Genomic DNA, 19,840 nt, shown 5'->3' with positions numbered 1-19,840 from the left:
GCATGATTATTGTCCATCCTGTCCCCACAAGGTCAGCTCCTGTATCACGATCTGCGTTTGACCGCTGGAAATGCCCCAGGTATTTAATGTTTTAAAGCGGATATATCTTACCGTGGGGATGCCGGCTTCAAACTCAAACTCCTCTCCCCTGTTAAGGGCATAATCCTTGTCTTCTGTTGTTACCGGCCCTTCACCCGATGGTTTAAAAGAGCTGAACGTTCCCAGTTTTACCCAGTTACTACGGTAGATCTTATTTTCAAGGTCTACATAATCGCCATCCGGGTTCACGCTGTTGGCACCCCATATTTCAAAATTTTTGGGGTGCGATCCCTGGTAAGCGCCTTCGGGGTGCAGCCAGGTTCGCATGCGGCTGATGGCCACCGGGCGGCCCAGGTCGAGGGTAAAGGTTTGCGGCAACTGGTAGCCCCTGGTAGCAAAAAGACAACAGTAGCCAAAGCCTCCGTCAAATATTTTGCGCAGGGGGTAGTTTTCTACATACTCGTAATTATCTCCCGGCAGCTCCATCGCTTTCCAGCTGCCTTTATCGATCTGCTTTTCAAACCAGGGCTTTATGATGGCATTCTTTTGTGCCGTTTTATTGTTCCAGCGGTCTCTTAACAGTACGGCGAACTTTCTTTCGGTAGTATCCATCCCTCTTACAGAAAAATTAACGCGATCCGCTGCGGTATAATAGGTGGTGAGCTCGCTGTAATTACCATTGCGCAGGGTATCCTGCAGGATCACTACTGCCAGGTTCGCACGTTCCGGATTCTGAAGTTTCACATTAATTCCGCCGAAGGTTCCTCCAATACTCAGCGTTTCATATACCGATTGAATGGCAGGCGTGAGCGGTTTTATCTTTACCACCAGCGGATCAGACGCTTTTTCATTTTTCCCCACGCTGTACAGCTTTACATCGTATTCTTCGGTATCGCCAAAGCCTTCTATTTTTAGCGTATCTGTGTAATAAGAAGATTTCACCTCCCATTTGGAACCGGGTGCCGTTTCATATACGGCTTTTACATACCGGAGGTTGGGGTCTTTGGGTATTTTGTAAACAATGTATGCTCCGCCGCTCCGGGGAATCACTCTTGCATCCTGTACCTGTGCCGGCGCAGGCAGGTTCGCATCTGTATAATTGAGATAGTTTTCCTTCCGGTTACAGTTGAGCATTAACAGCGAAAGAAGTCCTAAAAGCCACAGCCGGTATTTTCGTTCCATCATTGATAAAATTTAAAATATTAAGTTGCTATTCCTACCATCCGATATTTTGTACCAGGTTCGTATTTACATTGAGATCACTTTCCGATATGGGCCAGAAATAATCTTTTATACCAAACCGCTGCTGGAAAATATTGGTAGGCCTGTAGTAGGATTCGGTGGAGGAGCCGTAAACGTTCCAGCCGGTAATTGTTTTGTTCATTTCTGTAAGAGCCAGTTTCCAGCGGCGCAGGTCCCAGAAACGCTGTTCCTCAAATGCCAGTTCATTTAACCGTTCCCGCTGAATGATCTCCCTTACACCATTTTTCGTGGTTACTTTTGCCGGGTTGGTAGAGAAGTTAGCCCAGGCGGCAAGCACCCCGGGAATGCCGGCCCGCTCCCTTACTTTATCCAGGTACAAAAACACTTCCGGATCCGGCCCTTTCACTTCATTCAGGCATTCACTGTATAAAAGATACAGATCAGCCAGGCGCATCAATGGCCAGGGATACTGAATGGTGGTATAGCTGGATGGGCTTCTTACATTATCGGGGTGGATCCATTTTTTAATGGGGTAACCGGTTACAGGTCCCTGGAAGCTGGAGGCTTTGCCGATCGGGTCGCCCAGCTTAAACCGGAGCCAATAAAGATCATCGGCATTTTTATCATTAAATTTACCCTGGCCATACCAGATGCCGCCATCAAAACCCAGGTAGGCGTAAAACCTGGGTTCGCGGCTAAAATTAAGCGCCGCCGTAACAAACCCATTTCTCAGGTACCGGCGGTGAGCGGCCGTAGCGGTGCGGGTCGTATACCGGTCTGCATAGTTCCAGGTCTTATCTTCATTTATAGGCAACCCGTTGCTGGTATAAAACTGTTCTGCTATTTTTAAAGGTGCGTTGTACCGGTTATCCATCCATACCCTTGCCTGCGGACTGGGATCCCAATCGGGCGATGCAAGGATCTGCATCCGGCTGATCCAGCTTTGGGTATTGGCCCAGATGATCTCGGAATTCCATTTTTCTGAGAAGGCCATGCGCAGACTCAGTTCGGTTTGGGTGGTATCGCTGATCAGAAATGCTGCTTTTACATTGGGATGCTTATACAATGCCATACCGGCCGTTTCACATACAGCGATGGCCTCCCGGCAGGCATCGGCAGCCCGCTGCCACTTTGCCACGGAAGATTCCGTATTAAACAGCGGTGTTCCGTCCGGGTTTTTGAGACTGGCTTCATCGGCATTTCCGTTAAAGAGCGGGCTGGCGGCAAAAGTGAGCACTTTGGCTTTAAGGCTGTATGCTACAGGCGCGGTTATTTTCCCGTTATACTGTGGGTCTACAATGGTTGCCGGCAGGTCGCCTTTTGCTTCATCCAGGAGCTGTGCTATATAATTGAAGCAGGAGTCTACCGGCTCGCGCAGCACTTTTACTTCATTAACACCAGCAGAGATCGGCAGGTTAACCCTTACCACGGGTATGGGACCATACATCCGCAGCAACAGGAAGTGATAAAAAGCTTTCAGTACTTTTACCTCGGCAATCCATTGCCTTTTTTCCCGGGGCTCCATATCCGGTACCCTGCCGATATTTTCGAGGAAGATATTACAGTCCCGGATGGCACGATACATGGCAGACCAGTAATCACCTCCAATAGGATTGATCACGTTCTGATCGCCCTCTGCAAGCCGCCGGTATGTGCTGGTTTCACTGATATCCGGGAGCTCCCATATTTCATCACCGCCGAATAAGGCCGGGCTACCATTGGGCTCAGCGTCCCGCGGCATATAGGAGTAACAGGTAAACAGGTATTTTTCTGCCTCACCACGCATCGCAAAGGCGTTGTCAAGGGTGGCCACATTATCGGGAACAATGTCGAGGTATTTCCTGCAGGAAGCAAAACAGCAGACGATCCCTATAAAAACGCAGCCGGCAATTTTTTTCATTATATGCATTTTAATCCGTTTAATTAAAATTGAAGTGAACACCCAGGTTGTATACTTTTTGAATGGGGTAGCCCAGGCCATTACCGCCCATCTCCACATCCCAGAGTTTGAATTTGCTGAATGTAAGCAGGTTGTTCCCGCTAAAATAGATCCGGATACCGGAGGAACGTATTTTGTTGGTTAGCTTTTGCGGCAGGGTGTAGCCAATCTCTACTGTTTTGAGGCGTAAAAATCCTCCATTGCGCATAAACCAGGTACTTGTTTGTGCATTATTCGGATGATCAAAATTACTGAGGCGGGGCCAGAAGGCATAAATGTTCTGGTTTTGTTCGCTCCAGTAATCATCGGCAATTACTTTAAGCACCTGCCGGTCGCCCACAAATGGATTGACCGCCCAGTAAGGTTTGTCGGCTCTTGGCGTTACATAATTAATCCAGAATGATTCGTGGGCCATACCCTGGAAAAACAAAGACAGGTCAAAACTTTTATAGGATAGCGAGGGCCCAAAGCCGTAAACAATTTCAGGCACCGTAGGATAACCGATCGGCACCCGGTCGGCTTCTGTAATGCGTCCATCGCCATTTACATCCAGGAATTTAATATCACCTCCCAGCACCTGGCGGCCAAAGTTCTGAGCCGGGGAATTAAGCGCCTCTTCATCATCTACAAAAAGGCGCTCTGCAATATACCCATAAGTCTGATTTACATTTTGCCCCACTTTGGAGCGCCAGGGTTCCTTATACTGCGGTTCTTCATTTACCAGGTACTTATTGGTAGCATAGGTAAAGTTTCCCATGGCCGAAAGGAACAAACCGCTGCCGAAGGTTTTGCTTACCGTAAGCGAAGCATCAATACCCTGCGAAGCTTGTTCTCCAACATTTGCCCGTATGGGCGCCGATAGTCCCATAGTGGTTGGGATAAATGCCCTTGTCATCAGGATGTTGGTACGGTGCTGTTTAAAGAAATCCACGTTCAGGGTAACGGCGTTGAATAACCCAAGCTCCAGGCCCAGGTTTTGCTGGTACGATTTTTCCCAGGTAATGTCTTCATTGGCATACCGGCCAACGGAAACGCCATTCAGGTACTTGCTTGTGCCAACCAGGTCTCGTCCAAAACTGGCCCCTCTCCCTGGAACATTCATATTAACTTCCGATAAATAGAAGAAGCGATCGTCCGGAGAGCCGATGGCATCATTGCCGATGACACCGTAGGTGTAGCGAAGCTTCAGTGTATTGACCGTATTCCGTAATTTCTCAAAGAAGGGCTCGTTATGAATGGTCCAGGCGATCCCTCCGGATGGGAAAAATCCAAAACGTTTGTCCTTATAAAACCGTTCGGAACCATTATACCCAAAATTGAATTCGGCATGATACCGGCTGTCATAGCCATAAGTAAAGCGCCCCGAAAGCCCTGTATTTCGTAAAGGCAATGAATTTAATAATGAGTTGGCAGCGGAATTGAGCCGCTGCTGTACAATACCTACCAGCATGCCACTGATGGAATGTTTTTCATGGATCCGGTTATCATAATTCAAAACACCCTGGGCATAAAAATTTGCATTAACCTCTCTTTCAAGCGGGTTACTGCTATAATTTAAATACTCTGTTCCTATTGTTCCTATTGCATGATCGTTGGCCGAGGAGTTGATGACATTATACCTGTATTCCTGGGTAATGGGATCGTAATTGGAAACCTCGTAATAGAAGGGATTGTAGGAACGAACTACTGTATTATAAGCATAGCGCTCCACATTGAGCATACCCCGGAAATTAAGCCCCTTTATCAGCGATCCCAGGTTCTGGGCAACTTCCAGCTGCGCCATCATTTTGGACCGGTTCCAGTCCCGGTAGCCCTTTACCATTTCCGCATAAGGATTCAGGTAGAGGGAACCCCGGTTGCTGCGGGTAACATTGTTGCCAAAGAGAATATGTTTTACAAACGAATGGGCCGAATCTTTTGGAAAGGTGGCCGGGAACTGCACCGGGTTGGAGTGCATCACCATCCCGTACATTTCCTCCCCGTTGTTGATCGGTCCCCGGTAGTCGTCAAAATTCCCATACAGCCTTACCGTAAGCATAGTGCTCTTGGTAAGATCAATATCTATATTGGAGCGCAATGAGTAGCTTTTGAGGTTGATATTGCTGTTAAAGTTATTTACAGGGTCTACCTTCAGCACACCGTTATCCTGGTTTAAGGCGCCGGAAACAAAGTAGCGGGCCACGCCGCCACCGCCACTTACGTTAAGCGCATAGCGCTGGTTGCTGGTATAATCCTTAAATAATATCTTCCTCCAGTCATTAGCCGGATAAATATAGGGACTGGCTCCTGGCTGACCGGTGCGGTTGATCTTGTCTTCTGAGTAGAGAATATCACCCAGCGGATTCCTGGTAAGCACGGCTTCATTGGCCATTTTCATATAGGTGACCGGGTCCGCAAGTTCTATGTTTTTGGTGGGCATGGAAAAAGCCTGGTCTACGCGCAGGGATATTTTTGCACTGCCTACTTTTCCCTTTTTGGTATTTACCAGGATCACACCATTTGCTCCTCTTGCACCATATACGGCAGTAGCGGTAGCATCTTTTAAAATGGAAAAGGCAGCAATATCATCCACCGTAAGGCGGGCCAGGTCTGTACTGGAGGATTCGATGCCGTCTATCAGGATCAGCGGACTGTTCTTATATCCGAAGGTGGTTACGCCTCTTACGAAAAACTCTGCATTATCGCGGCCCGGCTCCCCGGTACGCTGGTATCCTATTACTCCAGCCACCCGCCCTGCCAGCGCCGTGGTAAGATTGCTGGAGGGAATCCGCAACTCTTCCGGGTTCACAGAGGTTACCGCACCCACTACCTGCTCTTTTCTGCGCGATTCAAACCCCACCTGCACTACCACCTGGTCGAGCCCCTGCACTTTTTCATCAGACTCCAGTACAATCACCAACTCTTTGCCGCTACGGGCCAGTACCGTTTTCGGCTTATAATCTACGGCCGACACTTCGATGGAGTCTTTGCCGGAAGATGCCATGATAAAAAAATTACCGTTCGGATCTGTTACCATTCCCCGGGAAGTACCTTTGATACTTACCGATGCGTTCTCTATTGAAGCACCGTCTGTATTCATTACTTTGCCAAATACCTTAATAGTATCCTGCGCCTGTGCAGCGGCAGTTGTAATACAAATCAACGTATAACAGAGTGAGAGACCAAGCACAAGCCGTTTCAGTCCTGAAAAACACAGCAGGGTTTTTCTTTTCATGTTTTATTTATTTTTTTTGATTCGGGTATAGCGTTCATCATAAGCACACGCAGGGCTGTGCGCTATGAAACAAACCGCATTTGGAGGCATTCGCTATCGTTTTTTTTCAGCAAGGAATCCTGGAAAACCGTTACTTTTTCAATGCAAACAAAACAATCGTTTAATACTGTTTCCTTTTTAATAAAGGTTTTTCAGATACCGGATTTAAAAGTAAAGAATCATCATAAGCTGTCTGTCCTGTACTGTACTGTAATACAAAAAAAAGGGCGACATACAACAATGCATACCGTTGGATACACATAATGAACCGGCATCAAAATTATCTTTGTGGGGTGTACCTACGGCACACCCAATGATCTTCGCGCCACCAATAGATTGTTCCGATGGAACAAAAAGGTGAAATGTTTTTAGGCCCGTCACGCTTTGCAGTTGGATATTGTTTATGAATGCTATTGCTCTTTTTTAGAACCCTGTATCAGAACAACTCACTTGCTGCATACCGTACCACCAATAGATTGTTCCGATGGAACAGAACAAGCGAAATGGTTTTGAGCCCGTCACTCTTTGCAGTTGGGTATTGTTTATGAATGTCATGGCCATTTTTAGAACCCTGTATCAGAACAGCTCACCTGCTGCATACTGTACCACCAATAGATTGTTCCGATGGAACAAAACAGACGAAATGGTTTTGGGCCTGTCACGCTTTGCATTTGGATATTTGTTTATGAATGCTATTGCCTCTTTTAGAACCCTATATCAGAACAGCTCACCTGCGCATACCGGCTATCACCAATATTGTTCCGATAGAACAAAACAAGCGAAATGGTTTTGACCCGTCACGCTTTGCAGTTGGATATTGTTTATGAATGCCGTTGCCTCTTTTAGAACCCTGTATCAGAACCGCTCACCTGCTGCATACCGGCTACTCAATAAATAAGCTGCCGTTTTGAAAATGATTGCAGACAGGATCTTACATAATCGTTTACCGGGATATACTTACCCGTTCTGATTCCAGGCCAAAATGATTTACCGTACTGACCGCGATTTTTCCGGGATCATTGACGGGATCCGTCAGTGTTATCTCCATCCGGGGCAATTCAAGCGGATATCCATTATCGCCGTTTGTGTCAAACTGCTGATAGGTTCCTGCAGAAGGCCAACGACTCACCAGGATATTGTTCCGGTAGATATTGAAATGACTGATCCCTGATTCTACATCGGCATCGGCTTTCCAGGTGAGCACCGCAGCGTTTTGCCTTTTTATTACCTGCAGACCATACGGCGCCGGTGGTGGCGTGCGATCGGTTACTGTTCCGGTGATCACGTATTCCCGCCACTTTACAGCAGTTACCGAATCGGGCAACCAGGCGGCGTTTAGCTTGCTGCCGGGAAAAGCAACAGCCAGGTATAAATTATAATGTACGGTATCTGCCAGCCATGCTTTAGCGGGGTTAACAGGGCGCATGGCGGTATAACCCGCCGCCGGCTTTTGCGGCAGCCGCTGCTGCAGAACGGCTTCGTAAAACGGGATGGCCATATACCGCACATAACTGTAATTATGGGTTTGATGCGGAGTATAAGCTATACCGGTATAGCCACCACCAGAACGGAGTTTGTGAAACTCATCTATGGAGGCTTGCCAGCAACAGGCATCTCCTTCCGGTCCGGCATGACGCAACAGCACCGGAACCTTAAGTGCGGCCGGCGGATAAGCACCCGGTTGTGCAGACGGGGAATAGCCAAACAGCGCCATTATTCTTTCAGGATACTGTTTAAGCATGGACAGGGCCCAATAGCCACCGCCGGAATGCCCCCATAGCAGCCAGGGAAGATTTGCCAACTCCCGGTGGCCAGACAAAGCCCCGATCTCCGTTAGTGCTTTTATGAGTGCCGTTCCCGACCCGGAGCTTGCATCACGCCAGTTACGGCAATTGCCTTTTGCTGCATACAGATCCGGACCAACTATGGCCAGGTGCCATTTCTTTGCAAAAGCCTGGTATTGTAAATCATAAGCAGTTGCCGCTCCGGTTCCTTCCATCGTACATCCGTGCTGATGTATAAAAACACCATTCAGGGATGACATACTATCCGGAATAAATATGGTATAGCGGGCGGAATCAAACGTATAGCGGGGATCCGTTTGCGTAATGATATAAATCTTGCCATTGGGTACCTGCCGCACCTGGTGAAGAGGCAACCCTTGCCCCTGCGCCCACACCATTAGCAATAGCAATAGCCCGCACATCAAAATCATTCCTTTTATCTTATTCATAAATTTCGGGTATATCCGTTAAGGTTTGCAGGTACATCCGCCTTGACCCCTTCTCATTGGGATGATGATAGATCTGTCCGAAGTCGTAGTCTTCATGCCACATGGTGGTTTTATCAACCACAGCTCCGTCAAAATCCAGTGAAGTTGCCTGATCAAACAGCGCGCCTTTGATCTTATATTTCCGACGTACGTTTTCAATGACTGCGTTAACCGGCACCTGGCTGCCACTTTCATTTGCCGGAATATTATTGAGGATGGGTATACTCCCCTGCAACCGTATGTATTCAACCAGGGCGCTCAGGTTTTCTTCTGTATTGCCTCCGTTAGTACCAATCGTCACCATTACGTATTTTGCTTTTATAAAGGGGAGTTCATTTTTGATCCGTTCGGATAATTCCCGGATCGTTGTTCCTCCACGTCCACTGGCGATAACCGTTCCCTGGATCCGCTGCCGGATCAACTGTGTCCAGGCCGCAGGAAAAACCGATGTTGGAAAATATCCTTCAGGCTCTGTAATCGAATCACCGTACAGCAATAATGTTACATTACAGGCCTTCGAAAGTACCATCATTTGCTTTATCCAGATGCCGGTACCTTCCACTAACCCAACGCAATAATAATCGTGCTGAAGCCCTACCGCAAAGCCGGAGCCTACCGCCCCGGCCCGTACGCCGCCCGTGCCATCCATGGTAGCCACCACACTATCGGCATCTCCGGTATGCAAATCGATCAGCTTCAGCATTGCCCTCTGGTAATCGCGGTGTACTTCTACCAGGTAATCATGTCCGGGATTTAGAAACGCAACGGCCTTGCGGGTCTCCGGCCTGGTATGAATGCTGATGCTTTTATCCACCATATCCACCCCTGCTTTAAAATCGCCCTGATCGCTCTGAAAGATGGCATGGGCATCTGCCGAAAACCGCAGCCGGTAACGCACCAGCCGCGCTGCAAGGGAATAATATTTATTCAACCGGACCAATGCCCCCTTATAGTTCAGCAGCAGCCCGTCTTTTGTAAAACGGGCGCCGGAGGCCGGCAGGGTCATCTCCGGTACATGAGCCTCCCGGTTAAACACCTGGTTGTATAATACAACCGTGCCCTCCATACCGGTTTGAGCGCAAACCCGGATAGCCGCTGAACATAAAAAAAACAAGCAATACAAGAGCAGGCGCCCATCCTTTTTCATAGTGTTAATATTTTCCCTTTTGATGTAAAATATATCCCTTATCCGTCCATATTTTTTCAATCGGAACAAGCCTTTTTCTAAAATCCTCATACGATCGTTTTACATCCTGTGGCATCCAGCCTGCTTCCGCCAGTGCTGCAATGCGCGGGAAGGTTTGAAAATAAACGCGTTCATCCGTAGGCGTAAACTCGCCCCACATCTGGGCGCCCATTCCCAGGATCTTTTGCCGGTCAGCTGCTGCAATACCATCGGGTACCGGGTTGAAGGAGTACGCTTTCTCCAAGGAAGTGGTTTCATACGGATAATCCAGGTAGGTGAAATGCCGGTTTGAGTTCACCACATCGTATCCCTGTGCAATCGCCTTGTTTACCAGCTGTACATCGCCATCCCAGAACTGCACCAATGTACCTTTTGCCAGCCGCTCCGATTGGCCGGCCTTTATATGTGCATCACCACGAATATTATCCCCTGTAATTTCATTCCACCCGATCATACGATATCCTTTTGATGCAATGTATTGCGACATCCGGTTGATGGCCCAAACCTGCAGATCTGCATAAGTAGGGATCGCATGCGCTTTCATAAAATCATTGATCGTTTTTGAACCTTCCCAACGCCGGTAATCTGCTTCATCTCCGCCGATATGAATAATACCATCAGGGAAAAGCGCAATCACTTCGTCCAGCACATCGTGCAGGAACTGTTCTACTTTTGGATCGGTAACATCATACAGGTCATAATGTACAGGGTACCCTGCTACCTTACTGCTGGCCCCCAGCCAGGGATACGCAAAAATGGAAGCAGATGCATGGCCCGGCACTTCAATTTCGGGAATTACTTTTATACCCCGGGCATGTGCATAAGCAATGATCTCCCGGATATCCTTTTGAAAATAGAACTGGGCAGGAGGCTCGAGGAACAGGCTGTCCAGGCGACTTTCAGCACTTTGAAAATGCACCATATGTCCGAAGTTCCCCCTTGATGCAATACGGGTAAGCAGCGGATACTTTTTAATTTCGAGCCGCCAGGCAGGATCATCTACCAGGTGCCAGTGAAAGGTATTGAGCTTTAAACGGGCCATTTCATCCAGTACCCGTTTTACCATTTCCTTACCATGAAAGTTGCGGCTTTCATCCAGCATAAAGGCCCTCCAGGGAAACGCCGGCTTGTCGGAAATAAAACATGCAGGAAAGCGCACTTCGCCTGCCTGCTGCTCCTGCGCCAGCTGACGCAGGGTTTGCAGGGCATACAGCAACCCATTGCCACCACCGGCCTGTGCACGCACTTCCGGCACCCGGCCCCTGTTGCGGATCTCCAGGGTATACGACTCATCCCCGGCCTGTGGCTGTCCGCCGTTTAACCGGAAACTGATGGTTGCTTTCTGCGGAGCAGCTACCCATTGAGCACTGATCCCGGTTTCTTTCAGAACGCCATCCCAATAAGCCGTATCGATTGGCTGCCGCTGATCTACATAAACGGTAGCCACCGGGTTCAGTTTTACCGTTTCCTTTTTTAACTGAACGGATGCAGGTTTCGGAATAATATTTAATGATTCCTGCTGCGCCCCTGCCGGCATCGCACCGGCCCATAAACCCATCCATAAATAAATGACCATTCGTTTCATATACATATACTTTTAAAAATAGCGCTTATTTAAATGTCGCTTTTAATACGCATCTGCTTCAAAAAAAGGATAACAGCATGCTGCAGCATGGCTACCTGCGTATTATTATTCCTGCAGCCGGATCCTGAAGTGATACCTGCCCGATCCCAGTTCTATCAGCAGCCGCCCCTTCTCCATTCCCTTTATCAGCAGCTCGTTCCGGTTCAGCACAGGCTTTCCGCTTTCTTCGATCATACCCGAATCCGCTACCGGAAAGTAAACAGCCGCGGTACTATTGGGTGGAACAGCGATCTGCCATACCAGTTCTTTTCCGTTCTTTTTCCAGTTACTCTCTATCATGCCGTACCTCGACTGGTAGCTTGCATTGACATAGTTGAGGCCTTTCGGAAACAGCGGATTCATAATTACTTTTTTAAAGGCAACCTGCCGGTCATCCGACTTTATCCCCGCCAGGTATTCGTAGTACCACACCAGGAGGTCGCCTAATAACATCTGGTGATTCCACGAATTCATCAGCGGGTCTGCCGTATTCCCATTCCAAAGTTCCCAGATGGTGGTAGCACCGTGCGCAACCATATAGCCCCAGCTGGGATAGGTGCGATTGGTGGCAATGGTATAGGCCAGATCCGGCCGGCCATGATCGCTTAACCCACGCATCAGCCACATCATTCCCATAATACCCGAATTTACATGATCCTGATTTGCCGCAATCCCTTTTACAATTTGCTCAAAGACCCCGGCCCTTTTTTCTTCGGGCACCAGTCCAAAGGTAAGTGGCAGGAGGTTCGCTGTTGTTGTATTATTGGCGTAGTATCCCTTTTCGGCGTTAAAGAATTTTTGATTGAACGCTTCCTTCATTTTCTTACGCAGCTCCAAAAACCAGGCGGCATCTTCCGGCAGCTGCTGCAACCTGGCAAACTGTTCCATAAGTGTGGCACAGTAATAATAGTAGGCCGCGCCTACAAGGCCGCCATCAGTGGTGCGCAGGGGATCATTGATCCAGATGGCATCGGATCCTTCATCCGGCGCCACACACCAATCGCCATATGTATCTTTTAATACCAGGTTCCCGACCTGGTACTTATTCCACATATACAGCATCCATTTTTTCATACCGGGATAGTATTCCCTGTAGGTTTCATCGCCAAATTGCCGGCGCAGCATTTCGGGGATGATGATAAAGGCGCTGGGATAGGTTACGTTATCTGTATGCTGCAGCCAGTATGCCGGCACAATATCCGGAAGGCTTCCGTTCTCCAGCTGGGCAGCCTTTGCATCCGTCATCCATTTATGGTAAAAGCGGGCATTATCAAACAGGAAACTTTCGCCGTAGGAGCTCATCAGCCGGTCGCCCAGCCAGGCCACCCGCTCATCCCGCTGCGGACAATCTGTAGGAATACCCCTGTAATTTCCGCGGATCGTCCACCAGGCATTATGATACACCTGGTTGATCGTAGTATCAGAGGTTTCAAAATGTCCTGTAGGAGCAACCTGGTCATACACGACCTTCCCCGTAAAATCCTCCGGCGAGGGCGCTGCCGATAAACCAAACACTTCTACATAACGAAACCCATGATAGGTAAACCGGGGTTCCCAAATTTCCTGGCCCTCGCCTTTAAGAATATAGGTATCGGTAACCGCTGCATCGCGCAGGCTGGCCAGGTATAAGCTGTCTTTATTTTTAAGCCGTTCTGCAAATACCAGCCGTATGGTATCATGCGCCTTGCCCTTCACCTTTATCTGCAACCATCCCACCATGTTTTGCCCCATATCAAGGATATAAGAGCCATTCTTTGTTTGGTAAACAGACTGTGGCCGCACCGTATCATTGACCCCGATATTTTCATTTGCCTGTGCAAACAGCGTTCCGCCAGGCGCGTCCATCAGGCTGGCCGGCCGCCAACCGGAATCGTTATACCCGGGCTTATCCCAACCGGTAAGCGCTAAACCGGCATCGTAGGTTTCTCCATCATATTCATTGTTGGCACGGATGGGGCCCTGATCGGTTACCTTCCAGGAAGGATCCGAAATAATATCGGTAATGGTGCCATCGGTAAACGTAATACGGATCTGCAACAGCAGCCGGGGAAAACCATAGTTTACCTGCGCAATACCCGTAAGCGGGTTGGGTGTACCCTGAAAATCGCGCATATTAAAAAAGCGGCCATTCCCTAAAATAACGCCAATAGCATTTTTTTCTTTCCAGTTGCCGGTAATATCATAACTGTTATACGGAACCCGTTTGCTATAATCGGTTAACGTGGGGCTTAATACATCCTGGCTTATTTTATTACCGTTTATATGCAATTCACTTAAACCCAAACCACTGATATAAGCGGTAACCCGCTTTACCGGTTTATCCGTTGTAACCTCTTTCCGGAGATAACGGGCCGAAAGCCGGGTGCGCGTCTGCGTAGGTGCATCCGTTGCGGAAAAGGTATCTAAGCCAATCCAGCGGGCATGCCATTCCGATGGATCCAGCAATGCCATGCGCCAGTGCTGCAGATCGCTGACTGCTGAATCGCCCTGGTTGGTCCATACCTTTACCTGCCAGTAGTAATCTTCGTCGCTCTTCAGCGCACTACCATTAAAAACAATATCCAGGCTGTTGCCGGATTGTACTTTGCCGCTGCTCCAGGTATTGCCCTGTCCCTTTTTCAGCAGCTCTTTTGAGTTAGCCACTTTTATTTCATAAGCCGTTTGCAGCACACCTTTTCTTCCGGGGGCCTGTAGCTGCCAGCTTAAACGGGGCGCAGCCGATGGCACGCCAATGAAGGCACTCCGCCCCTCAACCTTCAGCTGCTGTACACGCAGCGCTGGTTTTGTGGTTCCGCAGGAGAGCAGGATCAGTAATAAAAGATAAAGACCATTCCTATATCGATACATAAAATGTTATACTTTAATTCAACTGATATAAATAAGCGAGCCGCCCAATGGGAGCACTGTCACCGGTTACATAGTAATCCATCATATCATCATAACGGGTAACATGATCCGCTATTTTGATGCCGATGGCCGTTCCGGGTTTGTGCAACCCGAGCGTATGCAGCGGGATGGAAACCTGCAGATAATTTCCCCATACCTGCATCCGGGCTGTTCCGGCATCTGACCATTGAAACCCGCCTATCGAACGCTCTACAGAGGTTGTTCCCCCAGGTCCGGGACGACGATTGATGATATAATGAAACCCTTCAAAACCCGGTTGCCAGCTACCGGTGCTGAGCAACAGGTTCATCCAGTTCCGGTCGGTTCCGTTATACGCCGTAACCGGCTGGGCTGTTTCCACTAGGAGGTAAAGATTTTTTTTATCGTTGGTGACCCGGACGCTTATGATATCATTGCGGGCGCTGCTGTCCCGGTAATGCACAGCAGGTGCAAAGCCGGCAAAATCTCTTGGAACGGCATCACCTTCAAAATCTTTAAACATTGCGGGTGCTTTCTTCCATTGATGCAAAGCGGTGTCCCGGATATTGATGATCATTTTTGGCGCACGCACCTTCACGACTGTACTATCATACTTGAACCGCCGGATATTGGCGATGGTCTGCAAATAAAAATGATCGCCATAGCCGTCCTTCATCATCTCTATATCTCTTGAAAACGCTTCATCAAAGGCATCTACAAAATACACGCCTTTATCATTGGCCATCTTTATTGCGACCCACTCGTTCCACCCGGTTATAAAAACATTGGAGATCCGGTCTTTATTATTAAACACGGTTTCCCACTGGCCCTGGTAGTTTTTACCGGTGCGAACGCCAGGTTCGGTATTCTTTTTTGTTTGTACATCGTAGCCCCGCCCCCGTGTATGTACCGTATCCGAAAAAACGATGGTTTGAGGGCCATGCTGCGCCACTGAAACGGAAACGATACCGCCATCATGGATCCGTTGCGGATAATCCCAGCTGATCCAGGGAAATGCGGCACTGTTGTACATACCGGTAGGCCATTGTGCCTCCCGCACATCAAAATACTGCTGCAGCTCTTTTGAAACAAAATCTTTAAAGTTGCCGGATCGTGTTTGATCCGAAGCCTTGTGGTTGTTTTCTGTAATACCAATGATGAACGGTTTCTCTTTTGGGCGGTACCATTGGGCCTCATACCGGCCCGAAGCGTAAAACTGCTTATAGATGTGGGCAACGGTAGTGCCGGAAGAGGAATTGGTATAAAATGCAATTTTGGGTACGGCCCATCCCTGCTCCCGGAAAAAAGCCAGGCGGTTCAGCAAGGTGGTAACCACTTCCGGGTAATAAAATGCATTGGTAGCATCCAGTACCAGGTAGTCGATGCCCGCCATAGTCAGCAACTCTATATGCCGGTTAATGATCCAGGGGTCCGCGCTGTTATAGTACCCATACAGGGGTTCGCCCCAAAAATGATATTGCCCTAATGGACTTTGGGGGGTTCCATCTGCCCGGTACAGGGCCGCCGGGTCTGTTTGCAATAGCTTACCGATGGTATACGTGCCTTTTTGCCCGCCGGGATGCTGCCCCAGCCAGGTAAAATAAAACAGCCCCACCTCATGCCGGCCTTTTTTTTTAATAAGGGAGGTAAAGCTCTGCTGTTCCGGTGCTCCGGTATACGCCACTGTATATGCATTTGCATCCGTTACTTTATCGGTGCTATCTTTAGCACTTCCCTGCATCCACCATACATTCATCAAAACAATTAAACTAATCATACTAATCATACTCAAAACTCCTCAACCATTCGCATGGCCCCGAGATAATAAAAACCATTGGGGCTATTATTATCAGGTCCGGCTGTTATGGTAAGCAGGATATTCCCGTTTGCATCCGGGCTTACCGGATCTGCACAGGCAATATTATTTACATTGTTAGACGCATTAAGAGTTGTAAAGGCTTCATTACCGCCGGTAATGGTGTATTTGGCATCCCGGATTTCTCCCGCCCCCATTCTTGATGCATAAAAACGGCAGCGGTACTTTTTCTTTTTATCCAGGCCACTGAATTTTATCACGCTCCTTGGCGTGGTTACTCCTAAGAAGTCCGTTGTATTGCCATAAAAATAATCGGAAGACACTTCGTTTGGCATATTAAGATCGGTACTTGTATTGGTAGCGCCGGCAGCGCCCCACAAGTTGAAACGTTCAACCACTTTTAAGGAAATACCTGTACTGCGACCTGTTGTTGTATGCAAACCGGGGAGCGAACCATCAATACGCATCGCATTCGTCACATTATTCCATTCCGCCGGTGTGGTTTTATCGCCGAAATTAATGAGTATAACCGGTGAAGGCACCACTGAAATATTGCAGACCTGTTCCAGGTCACCCCCATCTTTGGAACTCAGGCGTAACCTGGTTGTTCCCAACTGGCGACCGGTTACGGTTACGGAAAAATCCTTGTTCATGTACACGGATGCGATCGAGGGATCATCGGAAGTCCAGCTATACTTTCCGTTAGGTATGATCACTTTCCCGCCGTCAAAAGAAGGGACGATCTTTATTGTTTCGTTCACCTGCATATCTGCAGCTGTTTTATCCAGCGCAAGTGACTGCTCCAATGCCCCGCTGCCGCCCGTTGAACTCTTTTTACAGGCGCCAATGCCCGTTAAAAGCATAGCGAAAAATAACAACAAATGGCTTATCCTGTAACCTTTGTAAATCGTATTCATAAAATTTAGTTCGTTTTAAATGTCATAAATTCATAGTCGCCGGAAGCTACCTCAAACACCGTCCATTGCGCTTCGGTGCGCAGGAGCTTCAGGTTTTTATTTTGCGTATATGATTTTCCGTTAACGGTAATTTTTCCGTTTACCGAGGGAATAAATACCTCAGCTACGCTATTGGCAGGAACCGTCACGTTCATTTCGATTTTATCTTTCCCCTTTTTCCACCGGCTGTTGATCATCCCTGTTACCGAATGATAACTACCCGCGCAGCTTTCAAGCCCCCGGGGCATATACGGTTTGATGATGAAGCGTTGAAAACCGGGATTATTTTCATCGGGTATAATACCTAAAAGATATTTATAAAACCAGGAACCCACAGAGCCCATCATCGGATGGTTATGCGAGTTCATAGAACTTCCGGTCTGGTATTCCCAACGCTCCCAAAGCGTGGTAGCACCCTTTTCCAACATATAACCCCATCCCGGATACGTGGTTTGCGTGGCAATCTTATACGCCACATCCACCTGGCCTCTTTCGGTTAACACTTCCAGCAAATATTTTGTACAGATATTCCCGGTGGTAAGGTGGTAGCCCTGCGCCTTAACATCGGCCACCAGGTTTTGCAGGGTTTGTTCCTGCTGTGCCTTATTCCCCATCCCAAGGAACAATGCGAATGCATTACAGGCCTGGTTATTGGAACCATACCCTCCTGTGGAAGCATTCCAGAACCGCTCCTGGAAAGCAGCTGCTGTAATACGGGCCAGCGTTGCATAGCTTTGGGCGTCTTCCTTCCGACCGGTTATAACGGCCATTCGCTCCATTAACTGCGCGTAGTAATACAGGAAGCCCGTAGACATTAACGAGCCGGGCGTATTTTTTGAGATCGCCCCATAGCCTGCTCCTGAAAGGCCCAGCTCAGCCGGCGGCGACCAATCGCCATAGTAACTGTATTCGAGGATACCGTCTTTTGTTTGGGATTGTAAAAAACGCACCCATGCTTTAAACCCGCTATAATGTTTATCAATGATCGTACGATTCCCATAATACTCGTAGCATTTAATCGCCAGCAGTAAATAGCTGACAGAAACGGGATCTGCCGGGCGGCCACCTACCTTATAGGGAGCCGTATCACCAATGCGCCCTTCTTCATCCTGTGTGTCGCTGATATCATCCAGGTATTTGGGATAAAAGCGCGACATATCAAAATTGTAGATGGCCTGATCGATCCGTACGGTCATATCATTCAGCCAGCCCATGCGTTCGTCCCGTTGCGGGCAATCGGTAGGAATACTGTGCAGGTTGCTGGCTTCCGTGCGCTGCACCATTTGATGAATGGCATTGAGCAATTTGCTGGAACTGGAAAAAGTACCGGTTTCCGCCACATCGGAGCGTACCCGTTTTATCCTGAAATCGGTGCGCCCGGGCCGGCCGGGCATTCCCTCAACCTGTATATAGCGAAACCCGTGATAGGTAAACGAAGGTTCCCATACTTCCCTGCCGGTGCCTTTTGCAATATATACATCCGTTGCGCGGGCCGTGCGGAGGTTCTCCTGGTTTACGCTTCCATCCGGGTTAAGGGTTTCGGCAAATTTCATTACAATTTCGGTGCCTGCTTTGGCCGCTGTGCTCAGTTCCAGCCAGCCGGCCCCGTTTTGCCCGGCATCCAGCACCAGTACGCCCGGTTTTATTTCCGTTACTGAAACCGGGTGGAGCGCTTCTATTATCCGTATCGGTTCCTGGTGCTGTGCTACCATTTTTCCACCGGGCGGCTCCACGGTTAATGCATATCCCCAGTGCTTATTGGGCAAGCCTTTAATAATGGTATCGGAAGGAATATCCCACTCCTCAAATTTTTCCAGGCGGGCATCATATTGTTCGCCATCGATGACACCGGCACTTTGTACCGGCCCCTGGGTTACCCGGCGAATATCGGTTGATGAAAATTGCTGGCGGCTGCCATCGGTATAAATGATATCCGCCTGCAGCCTGAGTTTGGGCATACCATACCAACCCGGCGCCACGGCTACCAGTAACACATTTTTATCCTTTAATTGAGCCGTTACATCATAGGTGCTATAGTACACCCGCTTTGCATAATCACTGTTGGCCGGCTCCAGTACCCGGTCGCCTACCCGGTGGCCATTAAGCCGGAGGGTATTATAACCAATACCGGCCACATAAATACGCGCCTGTGCCACCGGTTTTGCGCAGTCAAATACATGCCGGAAATACAATACTTTTCCGGGCCATCCAAAAGAATAGCCCACCCAGTCGCCGGTCCATTCTTTCTGATCCAATAATCCTGTTTCAAAAAAAGATACCGGGCTCCAGCGGCCGGCCGGAGCGCCACGCAGCTGTACCTGTACTTTCCAGTAATAGCGGGTGCGGCTTTTTAGCGGCAGGCCATTGTACGCAACACCTGCAGACTGCGCCGATTTTAATTGTTTACTGTCCCACATATTTGCTTCTTCTTCCTGCAGCATTGTGCTGTCATCTGAAACCAGTACCCGGTACGCTTCCTGTAACAGTCCGGGCCTGTCAGATCCGATCATCCAGCTGAATTGCGGCCGGGTAATGTTCATGCCTACCGGCCGGTCTGCATATTCGGTTTTCAAACCGGTTATCGCCCATTGATCCTGTGCCCCGGCGCTTATGATGCAAAGACAGCACAGCAGGCTGCTTATGATACAGTTCTTCAAAAATCCATAGTATCTGATCCGCTGATGCAT

General features: G+C 48.7%; 10 protein-coding genes. All 10 read right to left on the bottom strand.

Features of this window, described 5'->3' with window-relative positions:
* Nucleotides 1-6: 6 nt before the first annotated feature.
* Nucleotides 7-1,224, bottom strand: coding sequence for a DUF4959 domain-containing protein (locus tag Q1V85_RS23225; RefSeq protein ID WP_300603941.1), 1,218 nt, complete (start codon nucleotides 1,222-1,224; stop codon nucleotides 7-9).
* A 31-nt stretch (nucleotides 1,225-1,255) separates the two neighbouring features.
* The gene (locus Q1V85_RS23220) at nucleotides 1,256-3,142 is read right to left on the bottom strand and encodes a RagB/SusD family nutrient uptake outer membrane protein (RefSeq protein WP_300603939.1); all 1,887 of its coding nucleotides are present in this window, start codon (nucleotides 3,140-3,142) and stop codon (nucleotides 1,256-1,258) included.
* Between the two features lie 19 nt (nucleotides 3,143-3,161).
* Nucleotides 3,162-6,395 (bottom strand): TonB-dependent receptor, encoded by a 3,234-nt coding sequence (locus Q1V85_RS23215; protein WP_300603936.1) that lies wholly within the window; start codon nucleotides 6,393-6,395, stop codon nucleotides 3,162-3,164.
* 982 nt (nucleotides 6,396-7,377) lie between these two features.
* A complete protein-coding gene (locus Q1V85_RS23210; protein ID WP_300603934.1) occupies nucleotides 7,378-8,667 on the bottom strand; it encodes a hypothetical protein in 1,290 nt (429 codons plus the stop codon).
* Nucleotides 8,660-9,853, bottom strand: coding sequence for an SGNH/GDSL hydrolase family protein (locus Q1V85_RS23205; protein WP_300603931.1), 1,194 nt, complete (start codon nucleotides 9,851-9,853; stop codon nucleotides 8,660-8,662). Before Q1V85_RS23205 ends, Q1V85_RS23210 begins: the two co-directional genes overlap by 8 nt.
* A 4-nt stretch (nucleotides 9,854-9,857) precedes the next feature.
* Nucleotides 9,858-11,477 (bottom strand): beta-N-acetylhexosaminidase, encoded by a 1,620-nt coding sequence (locus tag Q1V85_RS23200; RefSeq protein ID WP_300603928.1) that lies wholly within the window; start codon nucleotides 11,475-11,477, stop codon nucleotides 9,858-9,860.
* Between the two features lie 105 nt (nucleotides 11,478-11,582).
* Nucleotides 11,583-14,363, bottom strand: coding sequence for an alpha-L-rhamnosidase (locus tag Q1V85_RS23195; RefSeq protein WP_300603926.1), 2,781 nt, complete (start codon nucleotides 14,361-14,363; stop codon nucleotides 11,583-11,585).
* A 13-nt stretch (nucleotides 14,364-14,376) separates the two neighbouring features.
* Nucleotides 14,377-16,158, bottom strand: coding sequence for a hypothetical protein (locus Q1V85_RS23190; RefSeq protein WP_300603924.1), 1,782 nt, complete (start codon nucleotides 16,156-16,158; stop codon nucleotides 14,377-14,379).
* Between the two features lie 11 nt (nucleotides 16,159-16,169).
* Nucleotides 16,170-17,114 (bottom strand): hypothetical protein, encoded by a 945-nt coding sequence (locus Q1V85_RS23185; protein ID WP_300603921.1) that lies wholly within the window; start codon nucleotides 17,112-17,114, stop codon nucleotides 16,170-16,172.
* A 5-nt stretch (nucleotides 17,115-17,119) separates the two neighbouring features.
* Nucleotides 17,120-19,840 (bottom strand): alpha-L-rhamnosidase, encoded by a 2,721-nt coding sequence (locus Q1V85_RS23180; protein ID WP_300603919.1) that lies wholly within the window; start codon nucleotides 19,838-19,840, stop codon nucleotides 17,120-17,122.

Origin of the sequence: Niabella sp. (genome assembly GCF_030150205.1) — a bacterium.
Classification (GTDB): Bacteria; Bacteroidota; Bacteroidia; order Chitinophagales; family Chitinophagaceae; genus Niabella.
This window is presented reverse-complemented; position numbering and strand designations above follow the sequence as displayed.

What these genes read in the sequence shown, in the direction of transcription:
- Q1V85_RS23225 (WP_300603941.1), bottom strand. Translation starts at nt 1,224, where the DNA reads ATGATGGAACGAAAATACCGGCTGTGGCTTTTAGGACTTCTTTCGCTG.
- Q1V85_RS23220 (WP_300603939.1), bottom strand. Translation starts at nt 3,142, where the DNA reads ATGAAAAAAATTGCCGGCTGCGTTTTTATAGGGATCGTCTGCTGTTTT.
- Q1V85_RS23215 (WP_300603936.1), bottom strand. Translation starts at nt 6,395, where the DNA reads ATGAAAAGAAAAACCCTGCTGTGTTTTTCAGGACTGAAACGGCTTGTG.
- Q1V85_RS23210 (WP_300603934.1), bottom strand. Translation starts at nt 8,667, where the DNA reads ATGAATAAGATAAAAGGAATGATTTTGATGTGCGGGCTATTGCTATTG.
- Q1V85_RS23205 (WP_300603931.1), bottom strand. Translation starts at nt 9,853, where the DNA reads ATGAAAAAGGATGGGCGCCTGCTCTTGTATTGCTTGTTTTTTTTATGT.
- Q1V85_RS23200 (WP_300603928.1), bottom strand. Translation starts at nt 11,477, where the DNA reads ATGAAACGAATGGTCATTTATTTATGGATGGGTTTATGGGCCGGTGCG.
- Q1V85_RS23195 (WP_300603926.1), bottom strand. Translation starts at nt 14,363, where the DNA reads ATGTATCGATATAGGAATGGTCTTTATCTTTTATTACTGATCCTGCTC.
- Q1V85_RS23190 (WP_300603924.1), bottom strand. Translation starts at nt 16,158, where the DNA reads ATGATTAGTTTAATTGTTTTGATGAATGTATGGTGGATGCAGGGAAGT.
- Q1V85_RS23185 (WP_300603921.1), bottom strand. Translation starts at nt 17,114, where the DNA reads ATGAATACGATTTACAAAGGTTACAGGATAAGCCATTTGTTGTTATTT.
- Q1V85_RS23180 (WP_300603919.1), bottom strand. Translation starts at nt 19,840, where the DNA reads ATGCATCAGCGGATCAGATACTATGGATTTTTGAAGAACTGTATCATA.